The sequence below is a fragment of the Streptomyces iranensis genome, from assembly GCF_017874715.1.
In the GTDB taxonomy this organism is placed as follows: Bacteria; Actinomycetota; Actinomycetes; order Streptomycetales; family Streptomycetaceae; genus Streptomyces; species Streptomyces iranensis.
This window is the reverse complement of sequence record NZ_JAGGLR010000001.1, coordinates 719,838-744,124: the sequence shown is the minus strand read 5'-3', so window position 1 is coordinate 744,124 and position 24,287 is coordinate 719,838. Positions and strand designations below refer to the sequence as shown.

The following is a 24,287-nucleotide window of genomic DNA, read 5'->3' as shown; positions in this document are numbered from 1 at the left end:
CGTACCGCGATATCAGACCCAGCCCTCGCACTGCGATATCCGTATGGCGTCCACCCGGTTGCGCGCCCCGGTCTTCCGGGTGATCGCGGCCAGGTAGTTGCGGATCGTCCCGGTGGACAGATGCAGCGTACGGGCGATCTCCGGTATGGAGGCGCCGTCGGCGGCCAGTGACAGCACGCCCAACTCCCGCTCGGTCAGCGGGATCTTGGCCGCCTGGAGGAAGCCGTAGCCGAGCGCGTCGTCCACGTACCGCTCCTTCTTCGCCACCTGCCGTATGGCCTCGATCAGCCGTTGCGGCGGGGCGTCCTTGTCGACGTAGCCGAGCGCCCGCGCTTCATGCGCGCGGCGCAACGGGCCCGGCCGCTCCGAGTTGACCAGCACCAGCAGTCCGCAGTCCCCGCCCTCCCCAGAGGCGGATGCCACGAACTTCCCCCACTCGCCCTTCCGCGCCGCCTTGTCGGCCGCCGGGCTGTCCGTGTCCACCACGCACACCTGCGGCTGTAAGGAACGGGCTCTGCTACGCGCGTCGCGCCAGGAGCACGCGGCCGCTTCGATGTCTGGTTCGGCCCCTATCACGGATGCCAGGGCCGATCGCAGCAATCCTGACTCGTGTACCAGAAGTAACCGGATCACGAACTTCTCCACCCCCCACGATGCCGTTCTCTCGTTGCGCGCCGTTGTCGCTCTGTCGCGCGCCGTTCATGAATACCGGGATTGGGCAGGGCGTGAACGCGGAATTTGAGCCAATGGGGGGCGCGAGGGCGCACAAACTCTTTCCAGAAGCTCGAAGGGGCGCAGGAATTGGCGTGCGCGCCCCTGATGTACCGTCCGTCCGGCTATCGGGCCGGGGTGGGGGCGGTGAGGTCGATCAGACGGCAGACGGTCTCGATGTCGATCTTCACCTGGGCGATCGAGGCACGCCCCGAGAGCCAGGTGATCAGCGCCGAATGCCAGGTGTGCTCGATGACGCGGACCGCCGACAGCTGCTCGGCCGTCGGGGCCTCGTCCAGGCCCATCGCGTCGAGGATGATCGCGGTGGTGAGCCGGGAGACCGTGTCCACCTCCGGGCTGACCGACCGGTCGGCGAAGGTGAGCGCGCGCACCATCGCGTCGGCCAGATGGGGTTCGCGCTGCAGCGCGCGGAAGGCGCGCATCAGCGTCTGGGCGACCCGGGCGGCCGGTTCCTCCTCGGTCGGCGGCCGCTTGCGCAGCGTCTCGTGCATGTGCTGCAGCTGATCCTGCATCGTGGCGACCAGTAGATGGACCTTGGAGGGGAAGTAGCGGTAGAGGGTGCCGAGCGCCACTCCGGAGTTCTCCGCGACCTCGCGCATCTGGACCGCGTCGAAGCCGCCTCGGCTGGCCAGCCGGGCGCTGGCGTGCAGGATGCGCCGGCGGCGCGCCTCCTGCCGCTCGGTCAGCTGCAGGGCGGCCGGCTTGACTTCTGCGGTCATTTGTCCCACTTCGAATGTGTTGCGTCTGCGGGTCGGCGACAAGCGGACATCGTGCATGATGACAGGACCGTCCTGGGCCTGCGAGTCACTGGAACTCGTTCTAGGCTAGCGCGGGTCCTCCCCGAAGCGCCCGGGTCCGCGCAGTTGAGGCAGGTTGCTGTTGAGCGGCGCTCGCGGTCGCGTCGGCGGGGGCCGCACCCGGCGCACACCCCCGTCGCCAACTTCTCCCGAACGTCCCGGCTACCGAGTGGTAGGGATCACCTGCCCCGGCCCTGGAGAGGTCACCCGGGGCAGGTATCTTCGTGACTCCTCAGGGGATGCGTTAGTGAAACTTGTTCTAGATAAACGGAAGCGGATACGCTCCCGCTGAACTGCACCAAGGAGGGGGCGCGAGTGACCGCAGAGGCCGCGCAGGAGACCGGGGCCGACCCGCTTCGAGCAGCACCCCCCACCGCCACCGATGAACGGCCACTGCGCATCGCGCTGCTCAGCTACAAGGGGAATCCGTTCTGCGGGGGCCAGGGCGTCTATGTGCGCCATCTCTCCCGCGAACTCGCCCGGCTCGGCCACACCGTCGAGGTCATCGGCGCCCAGCCGTACCCGGTGCTCGACACCGACGAGGGCGTCACCCTCACCGAACTCCCCAGCCTGGACCTCTACCGCCAGCCCGACCCGTTCCGCACCCCCCGGCGGGATGAGTACCGGGACTGGATCGACGCCCTGGAGGTCTCCACCATGTGGACCGGCGGCTTTCCCGAGCCGCTCACCTTCAGCCTGCGCGCCCGCCGTCATCTCGCCGCGCGCCCCGGCCGGTTCGACGTCGTCCACGACAACCAGACCCTGGGCTACGGGCTGCTGGGCCTGGAGAAGCTCGGCTTCCCGCTGGTGACCACCATCCACCACCCGATCACCGTCGACCGCCGGCTGGAGCTGGACGCCGCCGACGGCTGGAAGCGCCGGTTCTCCGTGCGCCGCTGGTACGGCTTCACCCGGATGCAGAAGCGGGTGGCCCGGCGGCTGCCCTCGGTGCTCACCGTCTCCGGCTCCTCCCGCCGGGAGATCGCGGAGGACCTCGGGGTGCGGCCGGACCGGATCCATGTGGTGCACATCGGCGCGGACACCGGCCTGTTCTCGCCCGACCCCGCCGTCCCGGAGACCCCCGGCCGCATCGTCACCACCTCCAGCGCGGACGTACCGCTCAAGGGCCTGGTGTATCTGATCGAGGCGCTCGCCAAGGTCCGCACCGAGAACCCCGAGGCGCATCTGGTCGTCGTCGGCAAGCGGCCGGAGGAGGGGCCGGTGGCCACCACCATGGCGCGCCACGGGCTCGAGGACGCCGTCGAGTTCGTCAAGGGCATCAGCGACGCCGAACTGGTGGACCTGGTGCGCGGCGCCCAGATCGCCTGCGTTCCATCGCTGTACGAGGGGTTCTCGCTGCCCGCCGCCGAGGCCATGGCCACCGGCACCCCGCTGGTCGCCACCACCGGCGGCGCGATACCCGAGGTCGCCGGGGCCGACGGCGAGACCTGTCTGGCCGTACCGCCCGGCGACGCCGACGCGCTCGCCGCGGCCCTGACCCGGCTGCTGGGCGACGCCGACCTCAGACGGCGGCTGGGCGCGGCCGGCCGGGAACGGGTACTGCGGCGCTTCACCTGGGAACAGGCCGCCCGCGGCACCGTCGAGCAGTACCGCCAGGCCATCGGCGCCGCCGCGCGGACCGCCGCCCGCCGCTGAGCCCCTGTCCTTCCCAGTTCCGACGCCTCCCGACCGCCCGACGCCTCCCGCCCCCGACCTCTCCCGCCTCACGAATCCGCCGGACGAAAGCAGACCCCCGTGCTGACCGTCGATTTCTCCCGCTTCCCCCTCGCCCCCGGCGATCGCGTCCTCGACCTCGGCTGTGGCGCCGGACGGCACGCCTTCGAGTGCTACCGGCGCGGCGCCCAGGTCGTGGCGCTCGACCGCAACGGCGAGGAGATACGCGAGGTGGCCAAGTGGTTCGCCGCCATGAAGGAGGCCGGTGAGGCCCCGGCGGGCGCCACGGCCACCGCCATGGAGGGCGACGCCCTCGCCCTGCCCTTCCCCGACGACAGCTTCGACGTGGTCGTCATCTCCGAGGTGATGGAGCACATACCCGACGACAAGGGCGTGCTCGCCGAGATGGTGCGGGTGCTCAGGCCCGGTGGCCGGATCGCCGTCACCGTGCCCCGCTACGGCCCGGAGAAGGTCTGCTGGGCGCTGTCGGACGCCTACCACGAGGTCGAGGGCGGCCACATCCGCATCTACCGCGCCGACGAGCTGCTGGAGAAGATGCGCGAGGCCGGGCTGCGGCCGTACGGCACCCACCACGCCCACGCGCTGCACAGCCCCTACTGGTGGCTCAAGTGCGCCTTCGGGGTGGACAACGACAAGGCGCTCCCGGTGCGCGCGTACCACCAGCTGCTGGTGTGGGACATCATGAAGAAGCCGCTGGCCACGCGGCTCGCCGAGCGCGCCCTGAACCCTGTCATCGGCAAGAGCTTCGTGGCGTACGCGACCAAGCCCCACACACCGCGTGAGGACCGGGCGTGACCGCGCTCGGACCGCGCCCCGGCCCCCGCACCGAACGGCTCGCGCTGCCCGGGGTGCTCAGCCCCGAGCAGGTGCTGCGCACGGTGGAGGGCATCGCCGCCGTCCAGCGCGCGGACGGCGCCATACCGTGGTTCCGCGGCCACCACCTCGACCCCTGGGACCACATCGAGTCCGCGATGGCGCTGGACGCGGCGGGCGAGCACGAGCGCGCCACGGCCGCCTACCGCTGGCTGGCCCGGCACCAGAACCCCGACGGCTCCTGGTACGCGGCCTACCCCGACACCCCGGACGGCGTGGCCGCCGCCGACCCCACCGACCGCGGCCGGGAGTCCAACTTCTGCGCCTACGTGGCGGTCGGCGCCTGGCACCACTACCTCTCCACGGGCGACGACACCTTCCTCGACCAGATCTGGCCCACCGTCTTCGCCGCCATCGAGTTCGTGCTCGGGCTGCAGCAGAGCGGCGGCCAGATCGGCTGGCGGCACCGCGCCGACGGCACCGTGGACCCCGACGCCCTGCTGACCGGCTCCTCCTCCGTCTACCAGGCGCTGCGCTGCGCCCTGGCCATCGCGGAGCACCGCGAGGAGCCCCAGCCCGACTGGGAGCTGTCGGCCGGGCTGCTCGGCCATGCCATACGCCACCACCCCGAGCGGTTCCTGGACAAGCACCGCTACTCGATGGACTGGTACTACCCGGTCCTCGGCGGCGCGGTCACCGGCGCCGCCGCCAAGGAGCGCATCGAGGAGGGCTGGGACCGCTTCGTGGTCCCTGGGCTCGGGGTGCGCTGTGTCTCGCCCAACCCCTGGGTCACCGGCGGCGAGAGCTGCGAACTGGCGCTCGCGCTCTGGGCGATGGGGGAGTCCGACCGCGCCGTGGACATCCTGCGGTGGATCCAGCCGACGCTGCGCGCCGAGGACGGCATGTACTGGACCGGCTACGTCTTCGAGGACGACGCGGTCTGGCCGGAGGAGCGCACCACCTGGACGGCCGGGTCGCTGCTGCTCGCCGTGGCGGCGCTGGGCGGCGACGAGGCGACCACGGCCGTCTTCGGCGGCGAGCGCCTGCCGCGAGGCTTGGACTCGGACTGCTGCGCCTAGGTTGTGCTGTCCGGGTGGGGTGACGCCTGCGGCGAGTTGTTCCCCTCCCCGCCCCTTCCCGACACCTGCCGATATGCGGCTCCGCCGCGTGGGGGGCTTCGCCCCAGACCCCGCTGGAAGTGCCTCGCCAAGCCGTCGATCATCCGCGGCGCCGTCGTGGCTGGTCGCGCAGTTCCCCGCGCCCCTTCGGGGCGCCACCAGGACCCCTGGGGTCTGGGGCGGAGCCCCAGTTTCGGGAAGGGGCGGGTAGGGGAATAGCTCGCCGCAGGCGCCATGAACCGCCGGATATCCCCTAGCCGCGGCGGAGCCGGCCGGCGATGGCGTGGCCGATGAAGAGGTACACCACGGCCGGGAGGCCGTAGTTGAGGACGGTCCGGAGCCAGTCCGTGTCCATCGTGAAGAGGTCATGGGACCAGCTCGCGAGCCAGCTCGCCGCATCATGGACCACCGTGACGAGGTCATTGGCCCGGTTGGCGTCGAGCAGGGCGAACAGGATCCAGAGGCCGAGGATGACGGCCATGACGTCCGCGACGACCGCCACGACGGTCGCCGCCTGGTTGCTTCCGTGGCGATAACTTCGTGACATGCCTCACGTGTTGCCCCGCGAAGCGAAGCCAAACCCAGCGCGGCCGCGCACCCGTACGACGCCCTTCAGACTGCGCTTCAGACCGCGTTTCAGACCGCGTTTCAGCCCGCCAACTCCGCAAGCACCCGCAGCGTCCGGAGGTCCGGCGCCAGCGCCAGCAGATCCGTGATCGGGCCCTTGCGCCACAGCTCCAGCCGCTCCGCGATCCGCTCACGCGGCCCGACCAGCGAGATCTCATCGGCGAAGGCGTCCGGCACGGCCTCGATCGCCTCTCCGCGCCGCCCCGCCAGGAACAGCTCCTGCACCCGGCGCGCCTCGGCCTCGTAGCCGAAGCGGGCCATCAGATCGGCGTGGAAGTTCCGGGCCGAGTGGCCCATTCCGCCGATGTAGAAGCCGAGCATCGCCTTGACCGGCTTCAGCCCCTCCGCCACATCGGTACACACCCGCACCTGTGTCATCGGCGCCACCATGAAGCCGTCCCGGGCGTCGGCCAGCGCCGCCTGGTAGAGCTCAGTCCGCGACGGCGACCAGTACAGCGGCAGCCAGCCGTCGGCGATGCGCACGGTCTGTGCGATGTTCTTGGGCCCTTCCGCCCCGAGCAGCACCGGGAGGTCGGCGCGCAGCGGATGGACGATGGGCTTGAGGGGTTTGCCGAGACCGGTGGCGTCCGGACCGGCGTAGGGGTGCGGGTGGTAGCGCCCGTCGAGCCGCACCGGTGCCTCGCGGTCCAGCACCTGCCGGATGACCTCGACATACTCCCGGGTCGCCGTCAGCGGGCTCTTGGGGAACGGGCGTCCGTACCAGCCCTCGACCACCTGCGGTCCGGACAGCCCCAGCCCCAGCATCATCCGGCCGCCGGAGAGATGGTCCAGGGTGAGCGCCTGCATCGCGGTGGCGGTGGGGGTGCGGGCGGCCATCTGCGCGACCGCCGTGCCGAGCGCGATCCGGGTGGTGTGGGCGGCGAGCCAGGTGAGCGGGGTGAAGGCGTCCGAGCCCCAGGACTCGGCGGTCCACACCGAGTGGTAGCCCAGCCGCTCCGCCTCCTGGGCGAGCTCCAGATGGCGGGGGTCGGGGCCGCGGCCCCAGTAGCCGAGCGCCAGACCGAGCCGCATGGAAGCCCCCTCGTTCCGCCGGACAGGGTGGAGAATGGCGGCTGACGGCACGTCAGCCGTACACCGGCCGGACTGTACGGGCCGGGGCCGCACATGGCAACGGCCCCTCGCCCGAGCGTTTCGGGCGAGGGGCCGTGGGTGCGTCATGCGACGCACCCATGCGTGTCATGCGATGCGCGCGGGTGTGTCAGCCGCGCTGGATCCCCGTGGTGTCCTGCAGCACACCGCGGCGGCCGTCCTGCGTCTGGGCGACCAGCGCCTGACCGCGCTGCTCCACCGCGAGGTACCAGGTGCCGGGCGCCAGTTCGGCGATGGTGCTCGACGAACCGTCCTCCGCGTACAGCGGGCGGGCCACCGGCACCGCGAACCAGAACGGGGCGAAGTCCCCGCCACCCGCGGCCGGCGGGGTGGGGGCCGGAGCCTGCTGACCGCCGAAGGGCTGGCCGGGCTGCGGCTGGCCGGGCTGGCCGGGCTGGGGGGCGCCGTACGGCGCGGGGGCGCCGGGCTGGGCACCGCCCGGACCCGGGTAGCCGTACCCCGGCTGCGGGCCCTGGGCGCCGTACGGGGACGGGGCCGGGCCGGAGGCGTTCATCAGCGGGGCCTTGAGAGCCGGGACGCGCTGGGTGAGCAGCGCGACGGCCGCCATCGCCAGGGTGGCGATCAGGCCGAGGATCTGCCCGACGCCCTTGTCGACTCCGTCCGGGCCACCGATGATCGTCCACAGCGAGCTCCAGGCCGCGAAGACCGCGAGCGCCGAGCCCCACTGCTCGAGTGAGAGACCGAAGAGGTTGCGGCCCGCGGGCTGGAAACGCGCGGAGACGATGAGCGCCGCGGCGATCAGGCCGGCAAGGAAGATCGACGGCAGTACGGGGAAGAAGGTGGACTTCCATCCGTTCACACCGGCGTCCTGGCAGAAGCTGCTGCCGCCGCAGTCGTTGGTGTAGAAGTCGAGGAAGGAGGCGATGAACAGCAACACCGCTGCTCCGATCACCACGCCGTCGCCTCGAGTGAGCGAGCGGATGTTCAACGTGAGGTCCTTTGTCGGTTTCGTCTGTACGAGCGCTGCCGCCAGGCGCGATAGCGCGAAGGCGTCGGGGGTGGGCCCCATCGTACGGGTGAATCCGCCTGCGGAGACCGGGGGTGTCCCATCGGTATCCCGGTCGTGACCTCCCGTTCGGTTGTGGGCGCGCTACTCGTTCAAGAAGTCCGTAATGCCCTGTGCGATACCATGCGCCGCGCGCTCGCGCCACGCCGTATCGGTCAATTCGGCGGCGTCCTGGGAGTCGCGCATATTGCCGCACTCGATGAACACCTTGGGGACGGTGGAGAGGTTGAGCCCGCCCAGGTCGCCCCGGACGTCCAACCCGCTGCCGTCGCCGATGTACCGCGCGGGCGCGCTGCCGGTGGCCTCGGCGAACTCGGCGCGCAGCCGCTCGCCGAGTCGGCGGGAGGGCGCGGTGATGGCGGAGGTGTCCGCGCCGCCGCCCCGTACGGACTTGGGCAGGATCACATGGAAGCCGCGCTCCCCGGCGGCCGCGCCGTCCGCGTGCACGGAGACCGCGGCGTCGGCGTGGGCCTTGTTGCCGATCTCCGCGCGCTCGTCGACGCACGGCCCGTACGGCCGGTCGCCGTCGTGGGTGAACCGCACGGTGGCGCCGCGCGCTTCGAGCAGGATGCGGGCGCGGCGCGCCACATCGAGGGTGAAGGAGGCCTCGGGGTAGCCGGAGTTGGTGGCCGTGCCCGTGGTGTCGCACTCCTTCTTCTCGGTGCCGATGTCCACGAGCCGGGCGATCTGTGAGGGATGTTCGCGGTTGTGCGAATTGTGGCCGGGGTCGATCACCACGACCTTGCCCTTGAGGGGCTTTCCGGGTGTCCCGGGCTTTCCGGACTTCCCGGATGGGGCGGGTGGTGCGGACGCGCCGGACGACGGGGGCGGTGGGGAGGACGTCGAGGAGGTCGTGGGCCCGCTCGCGCCGCTCGCCCCGCCCACCCCGTCCGCACCGTCGTCCTTCGAACCGCCCAGGGAACTCCACAGCAGCCAGCCGACGAAGCATGCCGGTATCAGCGTCACCAGGACGATAGCGAGGGTACCGCCGCGACGACCGGGCTCTGGAAAAAAGCTGCCGTTGGACACGCGGGCGATGGTAGCGGCCCGGCCGATACGCCTCGGGCGCCGGGCGGGTGGCGGCCCCGGCGGACCTGGCCCGCCCGCCCGGCGGACCTGGCCGCCCGGCCCCGGACGGCCGCGCCGCTTCGGCCGCGCCGCCTCGGCCGCGCCGCTTTGGCCGGGTCGCTTTGGTCGTGCCGCTTTGGTCGTGCCGCTTTGGTCGTGCCGCTTTGGCCGCGTCGCCTTGGCCGCGCCCCTTTGGCCGTGCCGCTTTGGCCGTGCCGCCTCGGCCGTGCCGCTTTGGCCGTGCCGCCTCGGCCGTGCCGCTTTGGCCGGGTCGCTTTGGCCGCGTCGCCTTGGCCGCGCCGCCTCGGCCGGGTCGCCTCGGCCGGGTCGCCTCGGCCGGGTCGCCTTGGCCCGCCTCGGCTGGGTCTCCTCGGCCGGGTCGGCCGCCGCACGCCGTCACCGGCCGCGGCGGCCGCCGCGGCTTCCGGCGGGCCCGGCCGCCTGGCCGCCCGGCCGCGCGGGCGCGCTCGCCGCGGATGCCTCAGCGGGGCGGGGGCGGGGGCGTCGGCCGCCGTCTGCTGCCGGGGGGCGGCTGTCTGTCGCCGGGTCGGGGGTGTCGTGTCGGCCGCTGTCCGTCGCCGGGAGCGGCGTATGCCCCCTCGGCGAGCGTCCGCGGGGCCGAGTTGGCGAGCGCGTACCCGGCCGACGCCCTCGCGGGGCTGGGTGTGGCCGCTGTCTGTCGCCGGAGGCGGGAGCGTCGGCCGCCATCCGCCACCGGGGCGGGTGGCGGTGGGGCAAGCCGGGCGCCCCGGTCATGTGCTCGCGATCAGGCGGGCGTGGCGGTCGCGGTGCGGCGCAGGACGCGAAGCGAGCGGGTGGCGGAGACCTCGGTGAACGCGCCGGAGGCGAGTGCGCGGCGGTAGATCCGGTACGGCGCCCGGCCGCCGTCGGCCGGGTCGGGGAAGACGTCGTGGATCACCAGCAGCCCGCCCGGCGCGACATGCGGCGCCCAGCCCTCGTAGTCGGCGCTCGCGTGCTCGTCGGTGTGCCCGCCGTCGATGAACACCAGCCCGACCGGCTTCCCCCACACCGCCGCGACCTGCGGGGACCGCCCGACCATGGCGATGACGTGGTCCTCGAGGCCCGCCCGGTGGAGGGTGCGGCGGAAGGCGGGCAGCGTGTCCATCCGCCCCACCTCGGGGTCCACCACCTCCGGGTCGTGGTACTCCCAACCCGGCTGCTGCTCCTCGGAGCCCCGGTGGTGGTCCACGGTCACGGCGACCGTCCCGGCCGCGCGGGCGGCGTCGGCCAGCAGGATCGTGGAGCGCCCGCAGTACGTGCCGACCTCCACCAGCGGCAGCCCCGGCGCCGCCGCCCGCATGGCCGCGGCGTACAGCGCGAGCCCCTCGTCCAGCGGCATGAAGCCCTTGGCCGCCTCGAAGGCGTCGAGCACGGTGCGGTCGGGGGCCGCGGGCGCGGCGGCGGCAGCAGACTGAGTCACCCGCTCATCCTGCCGCACCGCCACCGGCCCACGGTGCCCGGGGGCCACGACCTCCTGACGGGCCGTTCATTCGCATTTGAGCCGGTTCCGCCTAGGGAAATCACTTGACCTTCCCGGTGTGGGGCAGCGGTTCGACCGCGGTCCGGGTATCCAGCCTCCACTGCTTCCCGGTGCCGATGCGCCCTGGTGCTGTCCCTCACTCGACGTCGTGGCCCCGACGGGCCGTGACCGAGCGCGGCCTCGCCGGTCGGACGGCCGGCACGGGCCGGCACGGTGCCGACGATCCATAGTCCGATGTGGCCGTCCAGGCGCTCGGAGCGCCGTTGCTCCGTGAAAGGTGGATCATGACCAGTGCGCCAACCGCACGAGTGAAAGAGCGGGATCTCGCCCAGCTGGACAAGCTCATCGAGGCCTCGGAGAAGCGGCTCGCCGACCGGATGGGGCGGTCGTTCGAGCTGCGGGAGGCCGCGCGTGCCACCCTCGCCGGGGGCGTCGCCTCGTCCTGGCAGGACGCCGAGCCCGGTGCGATCTGGATCGAGCGGGGCGAGGGCGGGCGGGTCCGGGACGCCGACGGTACCGAGTACGTCGATCTGCACGGTGGTTTCGGGGCCAATCTGGCGGGCCACGCCCACCCGGCCATCGTCGGCGCGGTCGAGCGGCGGGTGCGTCTCGGCACCCACTTCGGTCTGCCGACCGAGGATCTGATCGCCGTCTCACGGCTGTTGGCGGAGCGCTTCGGCCTGCCGCTGTGGCGGTTCGGCAACTCCGGGACCGAGGCCACCATGGACGCCGTCCATCTGATGCGGGTGGCGACCGGCCGCAAGAAGATCATCAAGGTGGAGGGGGCCTACCACGGACACCACGACTCGGTTCAGGTGTCCACGTTTCCCCTCCCGGAGCGGGGTGACATCGGACCGGACCACCGGCCGTGCTCGGTGCCGTCCGGGCCGGCGTACTTACCGGAGTTCGCCGATCTGACGCTCGCCGTGCCGTTCGGCGACATCGACGCGGTGCGCACCGCACTGGAGGAGAACCCGGATTCCGTCGCCGGAATGATCGTCGAGCCCGTGATGCTGAACATCGGCGTGGTCCTCCCGCCCCCGGGCTACCTCGCCGCACTGCGCGACCTGCTGCACGCCCACGGTGCGTATCTCGCCTACGACGAGGTGAAGACGGGTCTGGCGGTGGCACCCGGCGGAGCCGCCGAGCTGCTCGGCGTCACCCCCGACCTCGTATGCCTGGCCAAGGCGCTCGGCGGCGGGCTCCCCTGCGGGGCCATCGGCGGCACCGCCGCCCTGATGGAACTGATCGCGGACAACACCTATCAGCAGGTCGGCACGTTCAACGGCAACCCGATGACCATGGCGGCGGCCCGCGCGATGCTGACCGAAGTCCTCACCCCCGGGGCATACGCGCATCTGGAGGCCCTGCGCACCACCATCGTGACCGGCGTGAGCGAGCTGATGGCGCGCTACGGCATCCCGGGCCATGTCGTCTCCGCCGGGGCCAAGGGCGCGGTCGTCTTCACCGACCGGCTGCGCGACTACCGCGACTTCCTCCGCTCCCCCGCCCCGTGGCGGCGCGCCCACTGGCTCTACCAGGTGGGCGGCGGGGTCCTGCTGCCGTCGTGGGGCAAGTCCGAGCAGTTCACCCTGTCGGTGCAGCACACCCGGGACGATGTGCGACGGTACGTGGCCAACTTCGAGCGGCTGTGCCGGGATGTGCGCAAGGGCCCCTCGGGCGGTGTCCGCTGATGGCCGCCGGGGAGTGGGAGAAGCCCGCGCAGGAGGGCATACGGGAGCCGGAGTCGGTCCGCACCGTCGCCGTCGTCGGCACCGGCCTCATCGGAGGCGGCTGGGCCGCGCACTTCCTGCGGATGGGCTATGACGTCATCGCCCATGACCCCGCGCCGGGCGCCCCCGACGGGCTGAACGCGCTCGTGGACCGCGCCTGGCCCGCCGTGGAGCGGCTCGGCCTCGCCGACGGGGCACGGCGGGACAGGCTGAGCTTCACCGGCTCCCTCTCCGAGGCGGTGTCCGTGGCCGACTTCGTCCAGGAATCCGTCCCCGAACGGCTGGATACGAAGGTCCGTGTGCTGGCCGCGATCGACGCGGCGGCACCCCGGGGCGTCGTGGTCGCCTCGAGCACATCCGGCTTCGCCATGACCGATATGCAGACGGCGTGCCGCACCCCCGGACGGTTCGTGGTCGGCCATCCGTTCAACCCGCCCTATCTCATCCCCCTGGTGGAGGTGGTCGGCGGCCGGGCCACCGACCCGGCCACGGTCGCCTGGGCCGACCGCTTCTACCGCCACACGGGGAAGACGCCCCTGACCCTGGACCGGGAGCTGCCCGGGTTCATCGCCAACCGCCTCCAGGAGGCGCTGTGGCGCGAGGTGCTGCACATGGTCGCCGCCGGTGAGGCCACCGTCGGCCAGGTGGATACCGCGATAGCCCACGGTCCCGGGCTGCGCTGGGCGCTGTTGGGGCCGTGCCTGACCTCCCATCTGGCGGGCGGCCCCGGCGGGATGGCCCATATGCTCGACCAGTTCGGCCCGGGGCTGCTCGATCCCCTGACCAGGCTCGACGCTCCCGAGCTGACGGACGAGCTGTACGAGCGGATGGTCACCGGAAGCGAGGAGGCGGCAGGGGGACGGTCCGTGGCCGAACTGGTCGAGGAACGGGACGCCTTTCTGATCGACCTGCTGCTGCTCCTGGAACGGCACACCCGGCGATGGGGCCGCCGCGCGGAGCCGTCCGCGCCGTCGCCCTACCCGGCGGATGCCCTGCCCGGAGACGCCTTCCCCAAGGAAGCCTGATAGCGGAGCTGTGGCAGCCGGTCGACGGTCACGAGCCCCGGTTCCGCCCGGACGACGTCCGGGATCCGGTTGATGAGCGTGGTGCAGGTGGTGTCCCGGGTCATCACCCGGTCGTTGCGCAGTCGCAGCGTCGGCCGCCCGGTGGCGCGCCACTCGTTGAAGTCCGCCTCGCCCGCCTCGTACACCTTGCCGGTCGAGCTGATGACCAGGTCCACGCCCTCCTCGGTGTGCAGGATGTCCGTGTCGGTGTAGCCGAGCAGCCTGCCTTGGGCGATGTCCTTGCCGAGCGCCGCACAGGGAATCGTCCTCGCGGCGACGAAGGGCGTGGTCCGGGTCTCCGGCCGTCCCGGTGTCAGCCCGATGGCGGCGGCCAGGGCGTGGAGCGCGGTCCGGCCGAACGTGGGTTTCCGGGCGGCGCCCGCGAGCCATTCGCCGAACTCCGCCACCGTGCTGTCGACATGCTGCTGCCGCGCCACGGCCGGCCCGAAGTCGTCCACGTTCCAGGACAGTTCGCCCTCCACCGTGTGCAGTGTCTGGGCCGAGCCCGCCAGGACGGAGACCAGGCCGACCCAGTAGCCGTCCTGGTGTCCGGTGCCGGTCACGGTGACCCCGTGCCGCTTGGCGAGCTCGTCCAGTCGCCGCGCCCGCGCCCCGGAGGTCGGGAACGGGTACAGCATCTCCTCGGCCAGCGTGAGCACATTGGCGCCCGCCCGGACGATCGTCGCGTAGATGTCGTACATGGCCTGGTTGAGATAGGTGTCGACGGCGACCGCCACGGCGTCCGGCGCGGTCTCCGCGAGCGTCTCCTCGGCGTCGCAGCGGACCGGGACCCCGAGCGGGGGAAGGCCCGCGAGGGTGCCCAGGTCCTTGCCCACCTTGTCGGAGCCGGGCCGGGTGATCGCGGCGACGATCGGCACTCCGCGCTCGTACAGCAGCCTGGTGATGTGCAGTCCCATGGCCCCTGGACCGTAGATGGCGACTCTGGTGGCGCTGTCGGTCATGCTCTCCTCCGGTGTTGCCGGCCTCGACGAGGGATTTCCTCGTAGGTCTCGTCGCGGAGGGCGATACGCTCCGCGTACGCTCCAACTCACCTGCTCACAACCTGACTTCGGCAACATCCACCGGTAACACACCGACCATCGCCTGACCACCGGGCATGCCGCGGATCGGAGAAGTACTAAGTCTTGCGCCCCACCCGAATGCGCGGAATTGCCGATGCGTATGACGGGTTCCGGATGCGAGCATCGCCGTTATGTCCACCCCGACGCCCCTCCCCTCGGAAACCGCAGCCGCAGCCCGGGTCCCGCGCGCCTCGCCCCCCATATGGGCGGTTCTGCTGGCCGCCTGCGCCGGACAGTTCCTGGTGGTGCTCGACATATCGGTGGTGAACGTCGCGCTGCCGTCGATGCGTACGGACCTGGGACTCGGTGGGACCGCGCTGCAATGGGTGGTGAACGCCTACGCGCTCACCTTCGCCGGGTTCCTGCTGCTCGGCGGGCGCGCGGCCGATCTCTTCGGGCGCAAACGGGTCTTCCTCGCCGGACTCGGGCTGTTCACCGCGGCCAGCCTCGCCGGTGGCGTCGCCCAGGAGCCCTGGCAGCTGATCGCCGCCCGCGCGCTGCAGGGCATCGGCGCGGCCGTGCTCTCCCCGGCCACCCTCACCATCCTCACCACCACCTTCCCGACCGGCTCGGCCCGCAACCGGGCCATCGGCACCTGGACCGCGGTCGGCGCCGGCGGGGGCGCGGCGGGCGCGCTGGTCGGCGGTGTGCTCACCGAGTACCTGTCCTGGCGCTGGGTGCTGCTGGTCAATGTGCCGGTGGGCATCGTGGTGCTGGTGGCCGCGGCGGTGTGGCTGACCGAGGGCCGCTCCGGGGCGGCGCGACGGCTCGACGCACCGGGCGCGGTGCTGGTCACGGCGGGCGTCGCGGCGCTCGCGTACGGCATCGTGCAGACCGAACCGCACGGCTGGACCGCCGCCGCCTCGCTCGGCCCCCTGCTCGCCGGGCTCGTGCTGCTCGCGGTCTTCCTGGCCGTCGAGGCACGGACCGAGGAGCCGCTGATGCCGCTGCGGCTGTTCCGCATCCGGGCGGTGTCGGCGGCGAACGCGGTGATGGTGGTGTGCGGCGGCGGCATGTTCGCCATGTGGTACTTCATGACGCTCTACCTGCAGAACGTGCTCCACTACAGCCCGGTCAAGGCCGGTCTCGCCTTCCTCCCGCACAGCCTGTCGATCGTCCTCGGCTCGAAGCTCGCGCCCCGGCTGATGGCCCGGGTGGACGGCAAGCTGCTGGCGATCGCGGGCGGTTCGCTGGCCGTCGTCGGCTACGCGTGGCAGAGCCGGATGGGCGCCGACGGCACCTATGTGGGGACGGTCCTGGGCCCCGCGATCATCATGTCGCTCGGGAGCGGGCTGCTGATGACCCCGCTCGCCGCCTCCGCCACCTCGGGCGCTGCCCCCTCCGAGGCGGGGCTGGTGTCCGGGCTGGTCAACACCTCACGGCAGATCGGCGGCGCGCTCGGCCTGACCGTGCTGGCCACGGTCGCGGCCGAGCGGATCACGGCGCACGGCGGGGCCGGACCGGAGGCGCTCGCGGCCGGGTACGGCCGCGCCTTCGTCGTGGCCACCGGGATCATCGCGGCGGCGGTGGTGCTGATGGCCGTGCTGCTGCCGCGGACGCCCGCGGTCGCGGTGACCCGCGGCTCCTCGTAGCTTCATGGCCTCAATGCTTCATGGCCTCAATGCTTCATGGTCTCAATGCTTCATGGCTTCGATGCCTCATGGTCTCAATTCCTCATGGTCTCGTGGCCGACTCACAGCCAGCCGTTCTGGCGGGCGGCGCGGACGGCCTCCATGCGGTTGCGGGTCTGGGTCTTGCCGATGGCCGAGGAGAGGTAGTTGCGCACGGTGGCGGGGGAGAGGTGCACCTTGGCCGCGATGTCCGCGACCGTCGCCCCGTCCACCGCCGCCGAGAGCACATCGCGCTCGCGCTGGGTCAGCGGGTTGGGGCCCGCGCTGAGGGCGGCGGCGGCCAGGCCCGGGTCGATCACGCGCTCACCGGCCAGCACCCGGCGGATCGCCACGGCCAGTTCCTCCACCGGGCCGTCCTTGACCAGGAACCCGGCCGCCCCCGCCTCCATCGCCCGGCGCAGATAGCCGGGGCGGCCGAAGGTGGTGAGGATCAGCACCTGGCACTCCGGCAGCGCCTCGCGCAGCGCGGCGGCCGCGTCCAGACCGCTGCGGCCGGGCAGCTCGATGTCGAGCAGCGCCACATCGGGCCGGGTCTCCAGGGCCCGGGGCACGATCTCGTCCCCGTTCCCGAGCTGCGCGACGATCTCGAAGTCGTCCTCGAGTCCGAGCAGCAGGGCGAGCGCGCCCCGCATCATCCCCTGGTCCTCGGCGAGCAGGAGCTTGATCACGTCCTTCGTGCCCTCCGCCTCGGCCACGCCCTCCACGCCCTCCACGCCCTCCGCGCCCTTCGCGTCGTTCACGCCGTCCGGGCCCCCTCGACCTCGGCCTCCACCGCATCCTCCATGTCCACCGGCAGTTCGGCGACGAGCCGGAAGCCCCGGCGTCCGCCGGGGCCGGACTCCAGCGAGCCGCCCGCCGCGGACAGCCGCTCGGCCAGGCCCTTGAGCCCCGTACCGCCGATCGCGCCGTCCGCGCCCGCCGTGTCCGCCCCGACAGTCGTGCCCATCGCGCCCATCGCGCCCATCGCGCCCATCGCGCCCATCGCGCCCATCGCGCCCATCGCGCCCATCGCGCCCATCGCTCGCGTCGCGCCCATCGCGCGCGTACCGGTGGTACGGGAGCCTACGCCGCCCCCGTCGTCCGTGATCTCCAGCCGTACCCGGTCCATGCCGCTCCGCACCTCGATCTCGCACCGGGACGCCCCGCTGTGCCGCACCACATTGGTGACCCCCTCGCGGACCACCCACCCCAGCAGCGCCTCGGTCTGCGGGGCCAGCGGCGGCCCCTCCCGGCGGACGACGGCCTCGACACCGGCGGCGTCCAGCGCCGAGCGGGCCCGGTCCAGCTCGGTGGCCAGGCTGCCCTCGCGATAGCCGGTGACGGCCTCGCGGATCTCGGTGAGCGCCTGCCGCCCCACCGCCTCGATGTCCGCGGCCTGCCCCAGCGCGGCCTCCAGGTTCTTCGGGGCGAGCCGGCGCACCGCCTCCGCCTTGACCACGACGACCGACATGGTGTGGCCCAGCAGGTCGTGCAGATCGCGGGAGAACCGCAGCCGCTCCTTCTCCACCGCCGTACGGGCCAGCTCCTGGCGGGTCGCGCGGAGCTGGGCCACGGTCTCGAAGAGCGACAGGATGGCCGCCGTCACCAGGCCGGACAGCAGGGTGCCGTAGGAGACCGTGAGCGAGTCCGAGGGGCCGCCGCGGAGCCCGGCGATCACTCCCGCTGAGGCGGACAGCACGAGGATGACGGGCCCCAGCTTCCGCCTCCCGCCGCGCAGCACGATCCCGGAGGCCAGTGACAGCAGCGGGAAGCACAGCAGCCAGTTCCCGGCGTAGCCGATGCCCAGCGCATAGGTGACCGCCGCCAGCCCGGCCAGCGCCAGCGGCGGGGTCCTGGTGTGGCGGCGGCGCTCGTCGAGGGCGGTGAAGACGGTGGTGAGGTAGAGCGCGATGAAGGCCGCCACCCCCGCGCCGCCGAGCCAGGGCAGCGGCGTCTTCCCCTTGAAGAGCGCCTGTACGTCCCCCGAGAGCATGAAGAGCCAGGGCACGAAGGCCCGGCGGCCCGGTGGCTTGAGGCGCTCGATGCGCGCGGCGGTGGCATACATGCCTCTGACCTTACGGATCCCCGTATGAGCTGGGCAGATGCGGATGTCGGGGGATGGCCGTGACATTTGTCCCAGGGCCTTCGGCACCCCGGCCGCCGCCACCTGACGGACCGTCAGCGCGGGTCGTCGGCACCCTTCCCCCTTCGGGGCGATTGGGCTATACAGGGTGCCATCGGCTAGAACGCGTTCTACATGTCCACGCGGACGACGCGACCCTGCCGACCAGCGACGACCCCGGCGCGGCCGACGGTGCGGACGGGCGGGCCGGGGTCTTCGGACCGTGGACCGGCGAGCGGACCAAGGAGTGGTGTCGCCCTATGCCCATCGATGTCGCGAAGGCCGTCTCGGCCGAACCCAGGAGCACGGCTCTCGTCTGGGGGCAGAAGGACATCCAGCTCTACCACCTGGGCATCGGCGCCGGAACCCCCGCCACCGACCCCCAGGAGCTCCGCTACACCCTGGAGAGCAAGCTCCATGTGCTCCCCAGCTTCGCGACCGTCGCGGGCGGCGGGATGGCGGTCGCCGGGGGCATGGCCGCACCCGGTATCGACGTGGACCTCGCCGCCGTCCTGCACGGCGGCCAGACCGTCGAACTGCACCGGCCCATCCCGCTCGGCGGGGACGCCACCCAGACCTCGAAGGTCGCCGCCGTCTACGACAAGGGCAAGGCGGCGGTCATCGTGCTGCGCTCCGACGTGGCCGACGCGGACGGCCCGCTGTGGACCTGCGACACCAGGATCTTCGTCCGGGGCGAGGGCGGCTTCGGCGGTGAGCGCGGCCCCTCCGACCGCCTGGAGGCCCCGGCCCGTGAGCCGGACCGCACCGTGGAGCGGGCCATCCGCGAGGACCAGGCGCTGCTCTACCGGCTCTCCGGGGACTGGAACCCGCTCCACGCCGACCCCGAGTTCGCCAAGGTGGCGGGGTTCGAGAAGCCCATCCTGCACGGACTGTGCTCGTACGGGATGGTGCTCAAGGCGGTCGTGGACACGGCGCTGGACGGGGAGGTGTCCCGGGTGCGCTCGTACACCACCCGCTTCGCCGGGGTGACCTACCCGGGGGAGACCCTGCGCGTCCGGATGTGGCAGGACGAGGGGCGCGTCCAGGTGACGGCGACCGCCGTCGAGCGGGACGACGCGCCGGTCCTCACCGACACCATCGTCGAACTCGCCTGAGACCACGCATGCCACGCACGCCTGAGACCACGCATGCCACGCACGTCTGAGACCACGCACGTGTGAGACCACGCACGTCTGAGACCACGCACGCCTGAGAACACGCACGCTCGAAATCACGAGGAGCCGCTGTGCGCGCAGCCGTACTTCACGAGACGGGACAGGACAAGCTCGAGGTCCTCGACGACATCGAGGCGGTGGGCTTCGGCCCCGGCAAGGTCCGGCTGCGGCTGAGGGCCACCGGGCTGTGCCACTCCGACCTCTCCGCGATGGCCGGGGTGCTGCCGCAGCCCGCGCCGTTCGTCCCCGGCCACGAGGGCGCGGGCGAGATCCTCGACGTCGGCGACGGGGTGACCGGGCTGAGCGCCGGCGACCGGGTACTGGTGTGCTGGCTGCCCGCTTGCGGCGGCTGTCCGTCCTGTCAGCGCGGTCAGACCGAGCTGTGCCTGACCGGTTTCATGAACGCCGGAACCCCCAACTTCCGGCGTCCGGGCGGCAGTCCGGAGGATGTCTTCGGGATGTCCGGGACGGGCACCTTCGCCGAGGAGATCGTCCTCCCCGCACCCTGCGCCGTGCCGATCCCCGACGACGTCCCGTACGACATCGCGGCCCTCATCGGCTGCGGGGTGACCACCGGGCTCGGGGCCGTCTTCAACACCGCCCGGGTGGAGGCCGGTTCGTCGGTCGCGGTCATCGGCTGCGGCGGGGTGGGCATCAGCGTCATCCAGGGGGCGAGGGCATCGGGCGCCGCGCAGATCGTCGCCGTCGACCCCGTGGAGTCGCGGCGCGAGGCCGCGCTGCGCTTCGGCGCCACCGAGGCGGTGGCCCCGGACGGTCTCGACACCGCCAAGAACAGCGTCACGGCGGGCGAGGGCTTCGACTACGTCTTCGAGGTCGTGGGCCGCTCCGCCACCGCCCGCCGGGCGTACGAGATCACCCGGCGCGGCGGCACGCTGTGCGTGGTCGGCGCCGGGGCGCTGGACGACTTCCTCCAGCTCAACATGTTCGAGCTGTTCTTCGACGAGAAGCGGATCCTGCCCTCGCTGTACGGCGGCGGCGATGTGCTCCGCTCCTACCGGCGCACCATCGACCTGTGGCGGGCGGGCCGGATCGACCTCGATGGGCTGATCACCCACCGGGTGCGGCTCGGCGAGATCAACGACGCGATAGGCCAGATGCGGACGGGGGAGGCGCTGCGCACATGCATCGAGATGTGACCGGCCCGCTGACCGGGAAGACCGCGATCGTCACCGGCGCCGGGCGCGGCCTCGGCCGCGCCGAGGCCCTGGAGCTGGCGCGGCTGGGGGCCAGTGTCGTCGTCAACGACTACGGACAGGGCGGCCGCGACGGCAGCGGCGAGGCATCAGCGGGACCCGCCGAACAGGTCGCCGAGGAGATCCGCGCGGCCGGTGGCCGGGCCACGGCCCACGTGGGCGATGTGGCCGACCACACGCGGGCGGGCGAGCTGGTCCGGCTCGCGATCGACACCTACGGCGCGCTGGACATCCTGGTCAACAACGCGGGCATCCTGCGCGACCGGATGGTCTTCTCGATGAGCGAGGACGAGTGGGACTCGGTGATCCGGGTCCATCTCAAGGGCCACTTCAACACCATCCGCTTCGCCGCCGCGCACTGGCGCGAGCGGTCCAAGGCGGCGGACGGCGGCCCGGTGCACGGCCGGATCGTCAACACCTCCTCCGAGGCGTTCCTCGCCGGTTCGCCGGGCCAGCCGAACTACGCGGCCGCGAAGGGCGGCATCGTCGGGCTCACCACCTCCACGGCGGCGGCCCTCGCCAAGTACGGGGTGATGGCCAACGCCATCTGCCCGCGCGCCCGCACCCGGATGACCGAGGACGTCTTCGCCGACTTCGAGCGCCCGGAGGACGGCCGCCTCGACGCCCTCGCCCCCGAACACGTCGCCCCGCTGGTCGGCTATCTCGCCTCACCGGCCGCGGCGAAGGTGAACGGCCAGGTGTTCGTGGTGCACGGCGGCATGCTGGCGATCCTGGAGCGGCCGAAGGTGGCGGCGAAGGTGGACGCGAAGGGGGACGCCTTCGGCTTCGAGGAGCTGGACGCGGCGCTGACGCCGTACTTCGCGGAGCGGGGCGGGGAGGGCTTCGCGGCGGTGGAGGTGCTGGGGCTCAAGCGGGGGTGAGGTGCCGTCGGCCGGGGCTGGCCGGGGGCAGGGGGGGCAGGGGCACCCCGCGATCGCCGGACGGGCCGGACTTCCGGGGGAAATCCAGCCCGTCCCGCGATCGGGGACGACCCTGAGGTGGCTCTACGACGGCCCCGAGGTGGCTCTACGGCCCCGAGGTGCCTACGGCCTTGAAGTGCCTACGGCCTTGAAGTTCTCAGGAGCCGCTCTCGTTCGGGCGACGATGGCGGCCGTGGGCCGGTGCCTGGGACTCCTCGGACGCGGCCTGCCCCCGGTGCTTGCCCTGAGCGGCATCGGCCTGGGCCCCGGCGGCGTCCCGCGGGCGCGCCTGGGTCGTGTCGATGTGGGTTTCGGACATGGTGGGTACGTCACCCCGTCAGATCGCTTTGTACTGTGCGAAAGGGGCTGACCACGATGTCGCACGACGTTCCATGCGCATCACCCGAGGCGTCCCACACGCACGGAACGCGGGAATGCGCAGCCCCTGCCCGAGTCTAACCAATCGGGTGATCCCGGACCCAGCGGGGTGGCCGGGGCTGGGGTGGCCGCGCGAGCGGCGCCTGCTGCAGCGGTACGGGCCGCAGGGCGGGGGTCAGACCGGTCCCCGGAGCGGGCTCCGGCTCGGGCCCCATCTCCTGCTCGACCCCGGCCCACGATCCGGTCCCACCCCACGGCTCGACCCCGGACCCGCACTCGGGCTCCGGCACCCGCGCGTGCACGGCCATCGGCGCGGGCTCGTGTACGGGCATCGGCACCGGCTGGTGTACGGCCATCGGCGCCCGCTCCCGCAGCGGCATCGGCCCGGGTGCCCGGGACGGCGTCGGTGTGGGCTCGGGCACCGGCCCGGACGCTCGCGCGGGGACGGATGCGCCGAGACCGCCGACCCGGGTCCACGGTGTGATCCTGGTCGCGATCCCGGCCGCGGGCGCCGCCGCCCGCGACGTCTGAACGACCCGCGCTTCGGCCGGAGCCGGGCCGGATGCCCGTGTCACTCCCGCGACCCGCCGCACCCCGGTCGCCTCGTCCGGCCCCCACGCCGCCGCCGCGTCATCGAGCCGCCACGCCGCCGCCGCGTCATCCGGCCGCCACGTCGCCGCCGCGTCGTCCGGCCGCCATAGCGCCTCCGCTGTCCCGGCCGTGGCTGGGCCGGACACGTCCGCCACCGGGCCCGGGTGCTCGGACGCCCGCGTCACCGGCGCGGTCCGCCGCGCCCCCGTCGTGTCGTCCCGTCGCCACAGCGCCTCCGCTGTCCCGGCCGTGGCCGGGCCGGACACGTCCGCCACCGGGCCTGAGTGCTCGGACACCCGCGCTACCGGCGCGGTCCGCCGCGCCCCCGTCGCGTCATCCCGTCGCCACAGCGCCTCCGCTGTCCCGGCCGTGGCCGGGCCGGACACGTCCGCCACCGGGCCTGAGTGCTCGGACACCCGCGTCACCGGCGCGGTCCGCCGCGCCCCCGTCGCGTCGTCCGGCTGCCACGGCGTCGCCGTGTCGCCCGGTCTCCAGGGCCCCGCCGTGTCGTCCCGTCGCCACGATCCCGCCGTGTCGTCGGGTCTCCACCGCGCATCCGCCGACCCGAACGACCCCGACCCGGACGGTTCCGCCGCGCTCGCGGTGCCGTGCGTGGAGTTGCTCGTGGCACCGCTCGTACCGGCCGTCGCCGCCGTCACCCACGAGCCCCCCGAAAGCCTCGGCGCCAACCCGGCGGCCCCCGCCCCCGCCGCCCCGGGTGGGCGGACCCTGGCCAGCCCGCAGGGCACCTGTGGGGTGACGTACGGCAGGCACAGCTCGCCGTCCCTCGTCCACAGGCCCGCGCCCGGGAGCCAGCCCTCCGGGGCCGGGAACTCGCGCAGCCGCCGCTCCGCCGGGCGCCATACGCCCACCCACGGCCGCCCGGCCCCGGCCCCGGTCCCGGATCCGCCCCGTCCGTCGATGCGGAAGGCGACCGCACACACCTCGGGCGTCAGCACCTGCCCCGGCTGTACCGCGAACGGCGTGGCCTCCGACCACCCCGCGGGACGCAGACAGTCCGGGAACCGCACCGGCCGGGTGCTGCCCAGCACGCCCCAGCCCAGCCGCTGCTCGCCGGGCGCGTCGGACCGTACGAGCAGCAGACCGCTGTCGGGGTCGGCGAGCAGCAGCCGGTCGTCGCTGCGCTCGGTGATCTGGAGCAGCGGGCTGGTCTCGCCGCCGCGCCGCAGATCGACGACCACGGTCTTGGTGCGGCCGTCGAGTTCGCGGTCGAGGGCCAGCAGCCGGCCCGTACGGTCCAGCCAACTGCCGCCCGTACAGCGGCCGGGCACCTCGGCCAGGTGCTGGGGGGCGAGGACGCCGCCGCCGAACAGCAGCCAGACGGAGGTGGACCGCGGCCCGCGCCCCAGCGCGAACGCGCACAGGCCGCCGGGCGCGGGCGGCAGCAGCGAGACCTCGGCGCGGTCGATGCCGCCGAGCGGGCGCTCGCCGGTGCCGGGGCCGGTCGGGTAGAGCAGCGAGAAGGCGTGGTGGCCGGCCACTTGGCGGTGGATGAGCACCTGCCCGTCGGCCAGTGGCAGCAACTCGCTGTCCGGCTCCTCGGGCTGGGCGGCGGGCAGCGGCACGGCGTAGGGCTCCGGGCCGTCCAGCGTCCAGCGCTCGGGGTACCAGCAGCCCGCCTCCCCGCTGAGCGCGAGCCGCGCGCCGTACGAGCGGTCCGAGGCGATGGTGAAACCCCGTCGTGGCCGGTCGCCGACGCCCCCGGTGAGGGCGGTGTCGAAGGCACAGGCAGTCATCGGTCAGTCACCTCCGGCCACTGAACGTAGTTTTCACACTCACCGCCGAAGGCCGTAATGGGTGTGCTCCACCCGTAAGTGTGGCTCTTGCCCGATTCGCGTGAGAGGTCGGGGGTGAATGTGCTGTAAGCGACGCGGGGATGGTTTGTGATT

At 72.9% G+C, this 24,287-nt stretch carries 20 protein-coding genes and 1 pseudogene; 9 read left to right on the top strand and 12 right to left on the bottom strand.

From position 1 onward, the window contains the following. Window positions 1-12: 12 nt before the first annotated feature. Both J2Z30_RS03240 and J2Z30_RS03235 read right to left on the bottom strand, forming a co-directional pair. Window positions 13-633, bottom strand: coding sequence for a response regulator transcription factor (locus J2Z30_RS03240; RefSeq protein WP_209468531.1), 621 nt, complete (start codon window positions 631-633; stop codon window positions 13-15). 203 nt (window positions 634-836) lie between these two features. Then, window positions 837-1,451: a TetR family transcriptional regulator gene (locus J2Z30_RS03235; RefSeq protein ID WP_044576156.1), complete on the bottom strand. Its 615-nt coding sequence runs from the start codon at window positions 1,449-1,451 to the stop codon at window positions 837-839. 393 nt (window positions 1,452-1,844) lie between these two features. On the opposite strand from J2Z30_RS03235, the gene J2Z30_RS03230 reads away from it, so the two are divergent. The 3 genes from J2Z30_RS03230 to J2Z30_RS03220 all read left to right on the top strand — a co-directional run bounded on the left by J2Z30_RS03230 (window position 1,845) and on the right by J2Z30_RS03220 (window position 5,116). Beyond that, on the top strand, window positions 1,845-3,185 hold the full coding sequence (locus J2Z30_RS03230; protein WP_044576159.1) for a glycosyltransferase family 4 protein: 1,341 nt from the start codon (window positions 1,845-1,847) through the stop codon (window positions 3,183-3,185). A gap of 99 nt (window positions 3,186-3,284) precedes the next feature. Continuing rightward, window positions 3,285-4,019: a class I SAM-dependent methyltransferase gene (locus J2Z30_RS03225; protein WP_044576161.1), complete on the top strand. Its 735-nt coding sequence runs from the start codon at window positions 3,285-3,287 to the stop codon at window positions 4,017-4,019. Beyond that, window positions 4,016-5,116, top strand: coding sequence for a glycoside hydrolase family 15 protein (locus J2Z30_RS03220; RefSeq protein ID WP_044576164.1), 1,101 nt, complete (start codon window positions 4,016-4,018; stop codon window positions 5,114-5,116). The genes J2Z30_RS03225 and J2Z30_RS03220 overlap by 4 nt, the downstream gene beginning before the upstream one ends. Window positions 5,117-5,408: 292 nt before the next feature. Here J2Z30_RS03220 and J2Z30_RS03215 read toward each other — a convergent pair whose 3' ends face one another. The 5 genes from J2Z30_RS03215 to J2Z30_RS03195 all read right to left on the bottom strand — a co-directional run bounded on the left by J2Z30_RS03215 (window position 5,409) and on the right by J2Z30_RS03195 (window position 10,428). Further along, window positions 5,409-5,702: a hypothetical protein gene (locus J2Z30_RS03215; RefSeq protein ID WP_043237004.1), complete on the bottom strand. Its 294-nt coding sequence runs from the start codon at window positions 5,700-5,702 to the stop codon at window positions 5,409-5,411. A 101-nt stretch (window positions 5,703-5,803) separates the two neighbouring features. Then, complete coding sequence (locus tag J2Z30_RS03210; RefSeq protein ID WP_044576170.1) at window positions 5,804-6,814, bottom strand: LLM class F420-dependent oxidoreductase; 1,011 nt, start codon at window positions 6,812-6,814, stop codon at window positions 5,804-5,806. A gap of 187 nt (window positions 6,815-7,001) precedes the next feature. After that, window positions 7,002-7,841: a DUF5336 domain-containing protein gene (locus J2Z30_RS03205; RefSeq protein WP_078956919.1), complete on the bottom strand. Its 840-nt coding sequence runs from the start codon at window positions 7,839-7,841 to the stop codon at window positions 7,002-7,004. A gap of 162 nt (window positions 7,842-8,003) precedes the next feature. After that, window positions 8,004-8,948 (bottom strand): N-acetylmuramoyl-L-alanine amidase, encoded by a 945-nt coding sequence (locus tag J2Z30_RS03200; RefSeq protein ID WP_044576173.1) that lies wholly within the window; start codon window positions 8,946-8,948, stop codon window positions 8,004-8,006. 805 nt (window positions 8,949-9,753) lie between these two features. Next, on the bottom strand, window positions 9,754-10,428 hold the full coding sequence (locus J2Z30_RS03195; RefSeq protein WP_044582014.1) for a class I SAM-dependent methyltransferase: 675 nt from the start codon (window positions 10,426-10,428) through the stop codon (window positions 9,754-9,756). A gap of 344 nt (window positions 10,429-10,772) precedes the next feature. Between J2Z30_RS03195 and J2Z30_RS03190 the strand changes: the two genes are divergently transcribed. Further along, entirely contained in the window at window positions 10,773-12,182 is a 1,410-nt protein-coding gene (locus J2Z30_RS03190; protein ID WP_044576175.1) for an aspartate aminotransferase family protein, read from the top strand. Then, window positions 12,182-13,246, top strand: coding sequence for a 3-hydroxyacyl-CoA dehydrogenase NAD-binding domain-containing protein (locus J2Z30_RS03185; RefSeq protein WP_044576178.1), 1,065 nt, complete (start codon window positions 12,182-12,184; stop codon window positions 13,244-13,246). The genes J2Z30_RS03190 and J2Z30_RS03185 overlap by 1 nt, the downstream gene beginning before the upstream one ends. Here J2Z30_RS03185 and J2Z30_RS03180 read toward each other — a convergent pair. Continuing rightward, window positions 13,198-14,247 (bottom strand): hypothetical protein, encoded by a 1,050-nt coding sequence (locus J2Z30_RS03180; protein ID WP_044576181.1) that lies wholly within the window; start codon window positions 14,245-14,247, stop codon window positions 13,198-13,200. The genes J2Z30_RS03185 and J2Z30_RS03180 overlap by 49 nt on opposite strands. 251 nt (window positions 14,248-14,498) lie before the next feature. On the opposite strand from J2Z30_RS03180, the gene J2Z30_RS03175 reads away from it, so the two are divergent. Continuing rightward, window positions 14,499-15,959 (top strand): MFS transporter, encoded by a 1,461-nt coding sequence (locus J2Z30_RS03175; protein WP_044576184.1) that lies wholly within the window; start codon window positions 14,499-14,501, stop codon window positions 15,957-15,959. Window positions 15,960-16,060: 101 nt separating this feature from the next. Here the strand turns inward: J2Z30_RS03175 and J2Z30_RS03170 are convergent, their stop codons facing one another. Continuing rightward, window positions 16,061-16,666: a response regulator transcription factor gene (locus tag J2Z30_RS03170; protein WP_044582015.1), complete on the bottom strand. Its 606-nt coding sequence runs from the start codon at window positions 16,664-16,666 to the stop codon at window positions 16,061-16,063. Between the two features lie 68 nt (window positions 16,667-16,734). Beyond that, window positions 16,735-18,042, bottom strand: a complete 1,308-nt coding sequence (locus tag J2Z30_RS03165; protein ID WP_209468530.1) for a sensor histidine kinase — start codon at window positions 18,040-18,042, stop codon at window positions 16,735-16,737. Window positions 18,043-18,359: 317 nt separating this feature from the next. On the opposite strand from J2Z30_RS03165, the gene chsH3 reads away from it, so the two are divergent. The 3 genes from chsH3 (at window position 18,360) to J2Z30_RS03150 (ending at window position 21,369) form a co-directional block, all read left to right on the top strand. Beyond that, window positions 18,360-19,214, top strand: a complete 855-nt coding sequence (gene chsH3, locus J2Z30_RS03160; protein ID WP_044576191.1) for an enoyl-CoA hydratase ChsH3 — start codon at window positions 18,360-18,362, stop codon at window positions 19,212-19,214. Window positions 19,215-19,345: 131 nt separating this feature from the next. After that, window positions 19,346-20,431 (top strand): Zn-dependent alcohol dehydrogenase, encoded by a 1,086-nt coding sequence (locus J2Z30_RS03155; RefSeq protein WP_044576194.1) that lies wholly within the window; start codon window positions 19,346-19,348, stop codon window positions 20,429-20,431. Further along, window positions 20,416-21,369 (top strand): 3-oxoacyl-ACP reductase, encoded by a 954-nt coding sequence (locus tag J2Z30_RS03150; protein WP_044576197.1) that lies wholly within the window; start codon window positions 20,416-20,418, stop codon window positions 21,367-21,369. The genes J2Z30_RS03155 and J2Z30_RS03150 overlap by 16 nt, the downstream gene beginning before the upstream one ends. Before the next feature lie 196 nt (window positions 21,370-21,565). On the opposite strand, the gene J2Z30_RS03145 is transcribed toward J2Z30_RS03150, so the two are convergent. Beyond that, complete coding sequence (locus J2Z30_RS03145) at window positions 21,566-21,727, bottom strand: hypothetical protein (RefSeq protein WP_209468529.1); 162 nt, start codon at window positions 21,725-21,727, stop codon at window positions 21,566-21,568. A gap of 1,201 nt (window positions 21,728-22,928) precedes the next feature. Further along, a pseudogene (locus tag J2Z30_RS03140) lies at window positions 22,929-24,134 on the bottom strand (hypothetical protein); the annotation flags it as partial. Between the last annotated feature and the right edge of the window lie 153 nt (window positions 24,135-24,287).

What these genes read in the sequence shown, in the direction of transcription:
- J2Z30_RS03235 (WP_044576156.1), bottom strand. Translation starts at nt 1,451, where the DNA reads ATGACCGCAGAAGTCAAGCCGGCCGCCCTGCAGCTGACCGAGCGGCAG.
- J2Z30_RS03215 (WP_043237004.1), bottom strand. Translation starts at nt 5,702, where the DNA reads ATGTCACGAAGTTATCGCCACGGAAGCAACCAGGCGGCGACCGTCGTG.
- J2Z30_RS03210 (WP_044576170.1), bottom strand. Translation starts at nt 6,814, where the DNA reads ATGCGGCTCGGTCTGGCGCTCGGCTACTGGGGCCGCGGCCCCGACCCC.
- J2Z30_RS03190 (WP_044576175.1), top strand. Translation starts at nt 10,773, where the DNA reads ATGACCAGTGCGCCAACCGCACGAGTGAAAGAGCGGGATCTCGCCCAG.
- J2Z30_RS03185 (WP_044576178.1), top strand. Translation starts at nt 12,182, where the DNA reads ATGGCCGCCGGGGAGTGGGAGAAGCCCGCGCAGGAGGGCATACGGGAG.
- J2Z30_RS03180 (WP_044576181.1), bottom strand. Translation starts at nt 14,247, where the DNA reads ATGACCGACAGCGCCACCAGAGTCGCCATCTACGGTCCAGGGGCCATG.
- J2Z30_RS03175 (WP_044576184.1), top strand. Translation starts at nt 14,499, where the DNA reads ATGTCCACCCCGACGCCCCTCCCCTCGGAAACCGCAGCCGCAGCCCGG.
- J2Z30_RS03165 (WP_209468530.1), bottom strand. Translation starts at nt 18,042, where the DNA reads ATGTATGCCACCGCCGCGCGCATCGAGCGCCTCAAGCCACCGGGCCGC.
- chsH3 (WP_044576191.1), top strand. Translation starts at nt 18,360, where the DNA reads ATGCCCATCGATGTCGCGAAGGCCGTCTCGGCCGAACCCAGGAGCACG.
- J2Z30_RS03150 (WP_044576197.1), top strand. Translation starts at nt 20,416, where the DNA reads ATGCATCGAGATGTGACCGGCCCGCTGACCGGGAAGACCGCGATCGTC.
- J2Z30_RS03145 (WP_209468529.1), bottom strand. Translation starts at nt 21,727, where the DNA reads ATGTCCGAAACCCACATCGACACGACCCAGGCGCGCCCGCGGGACGCC.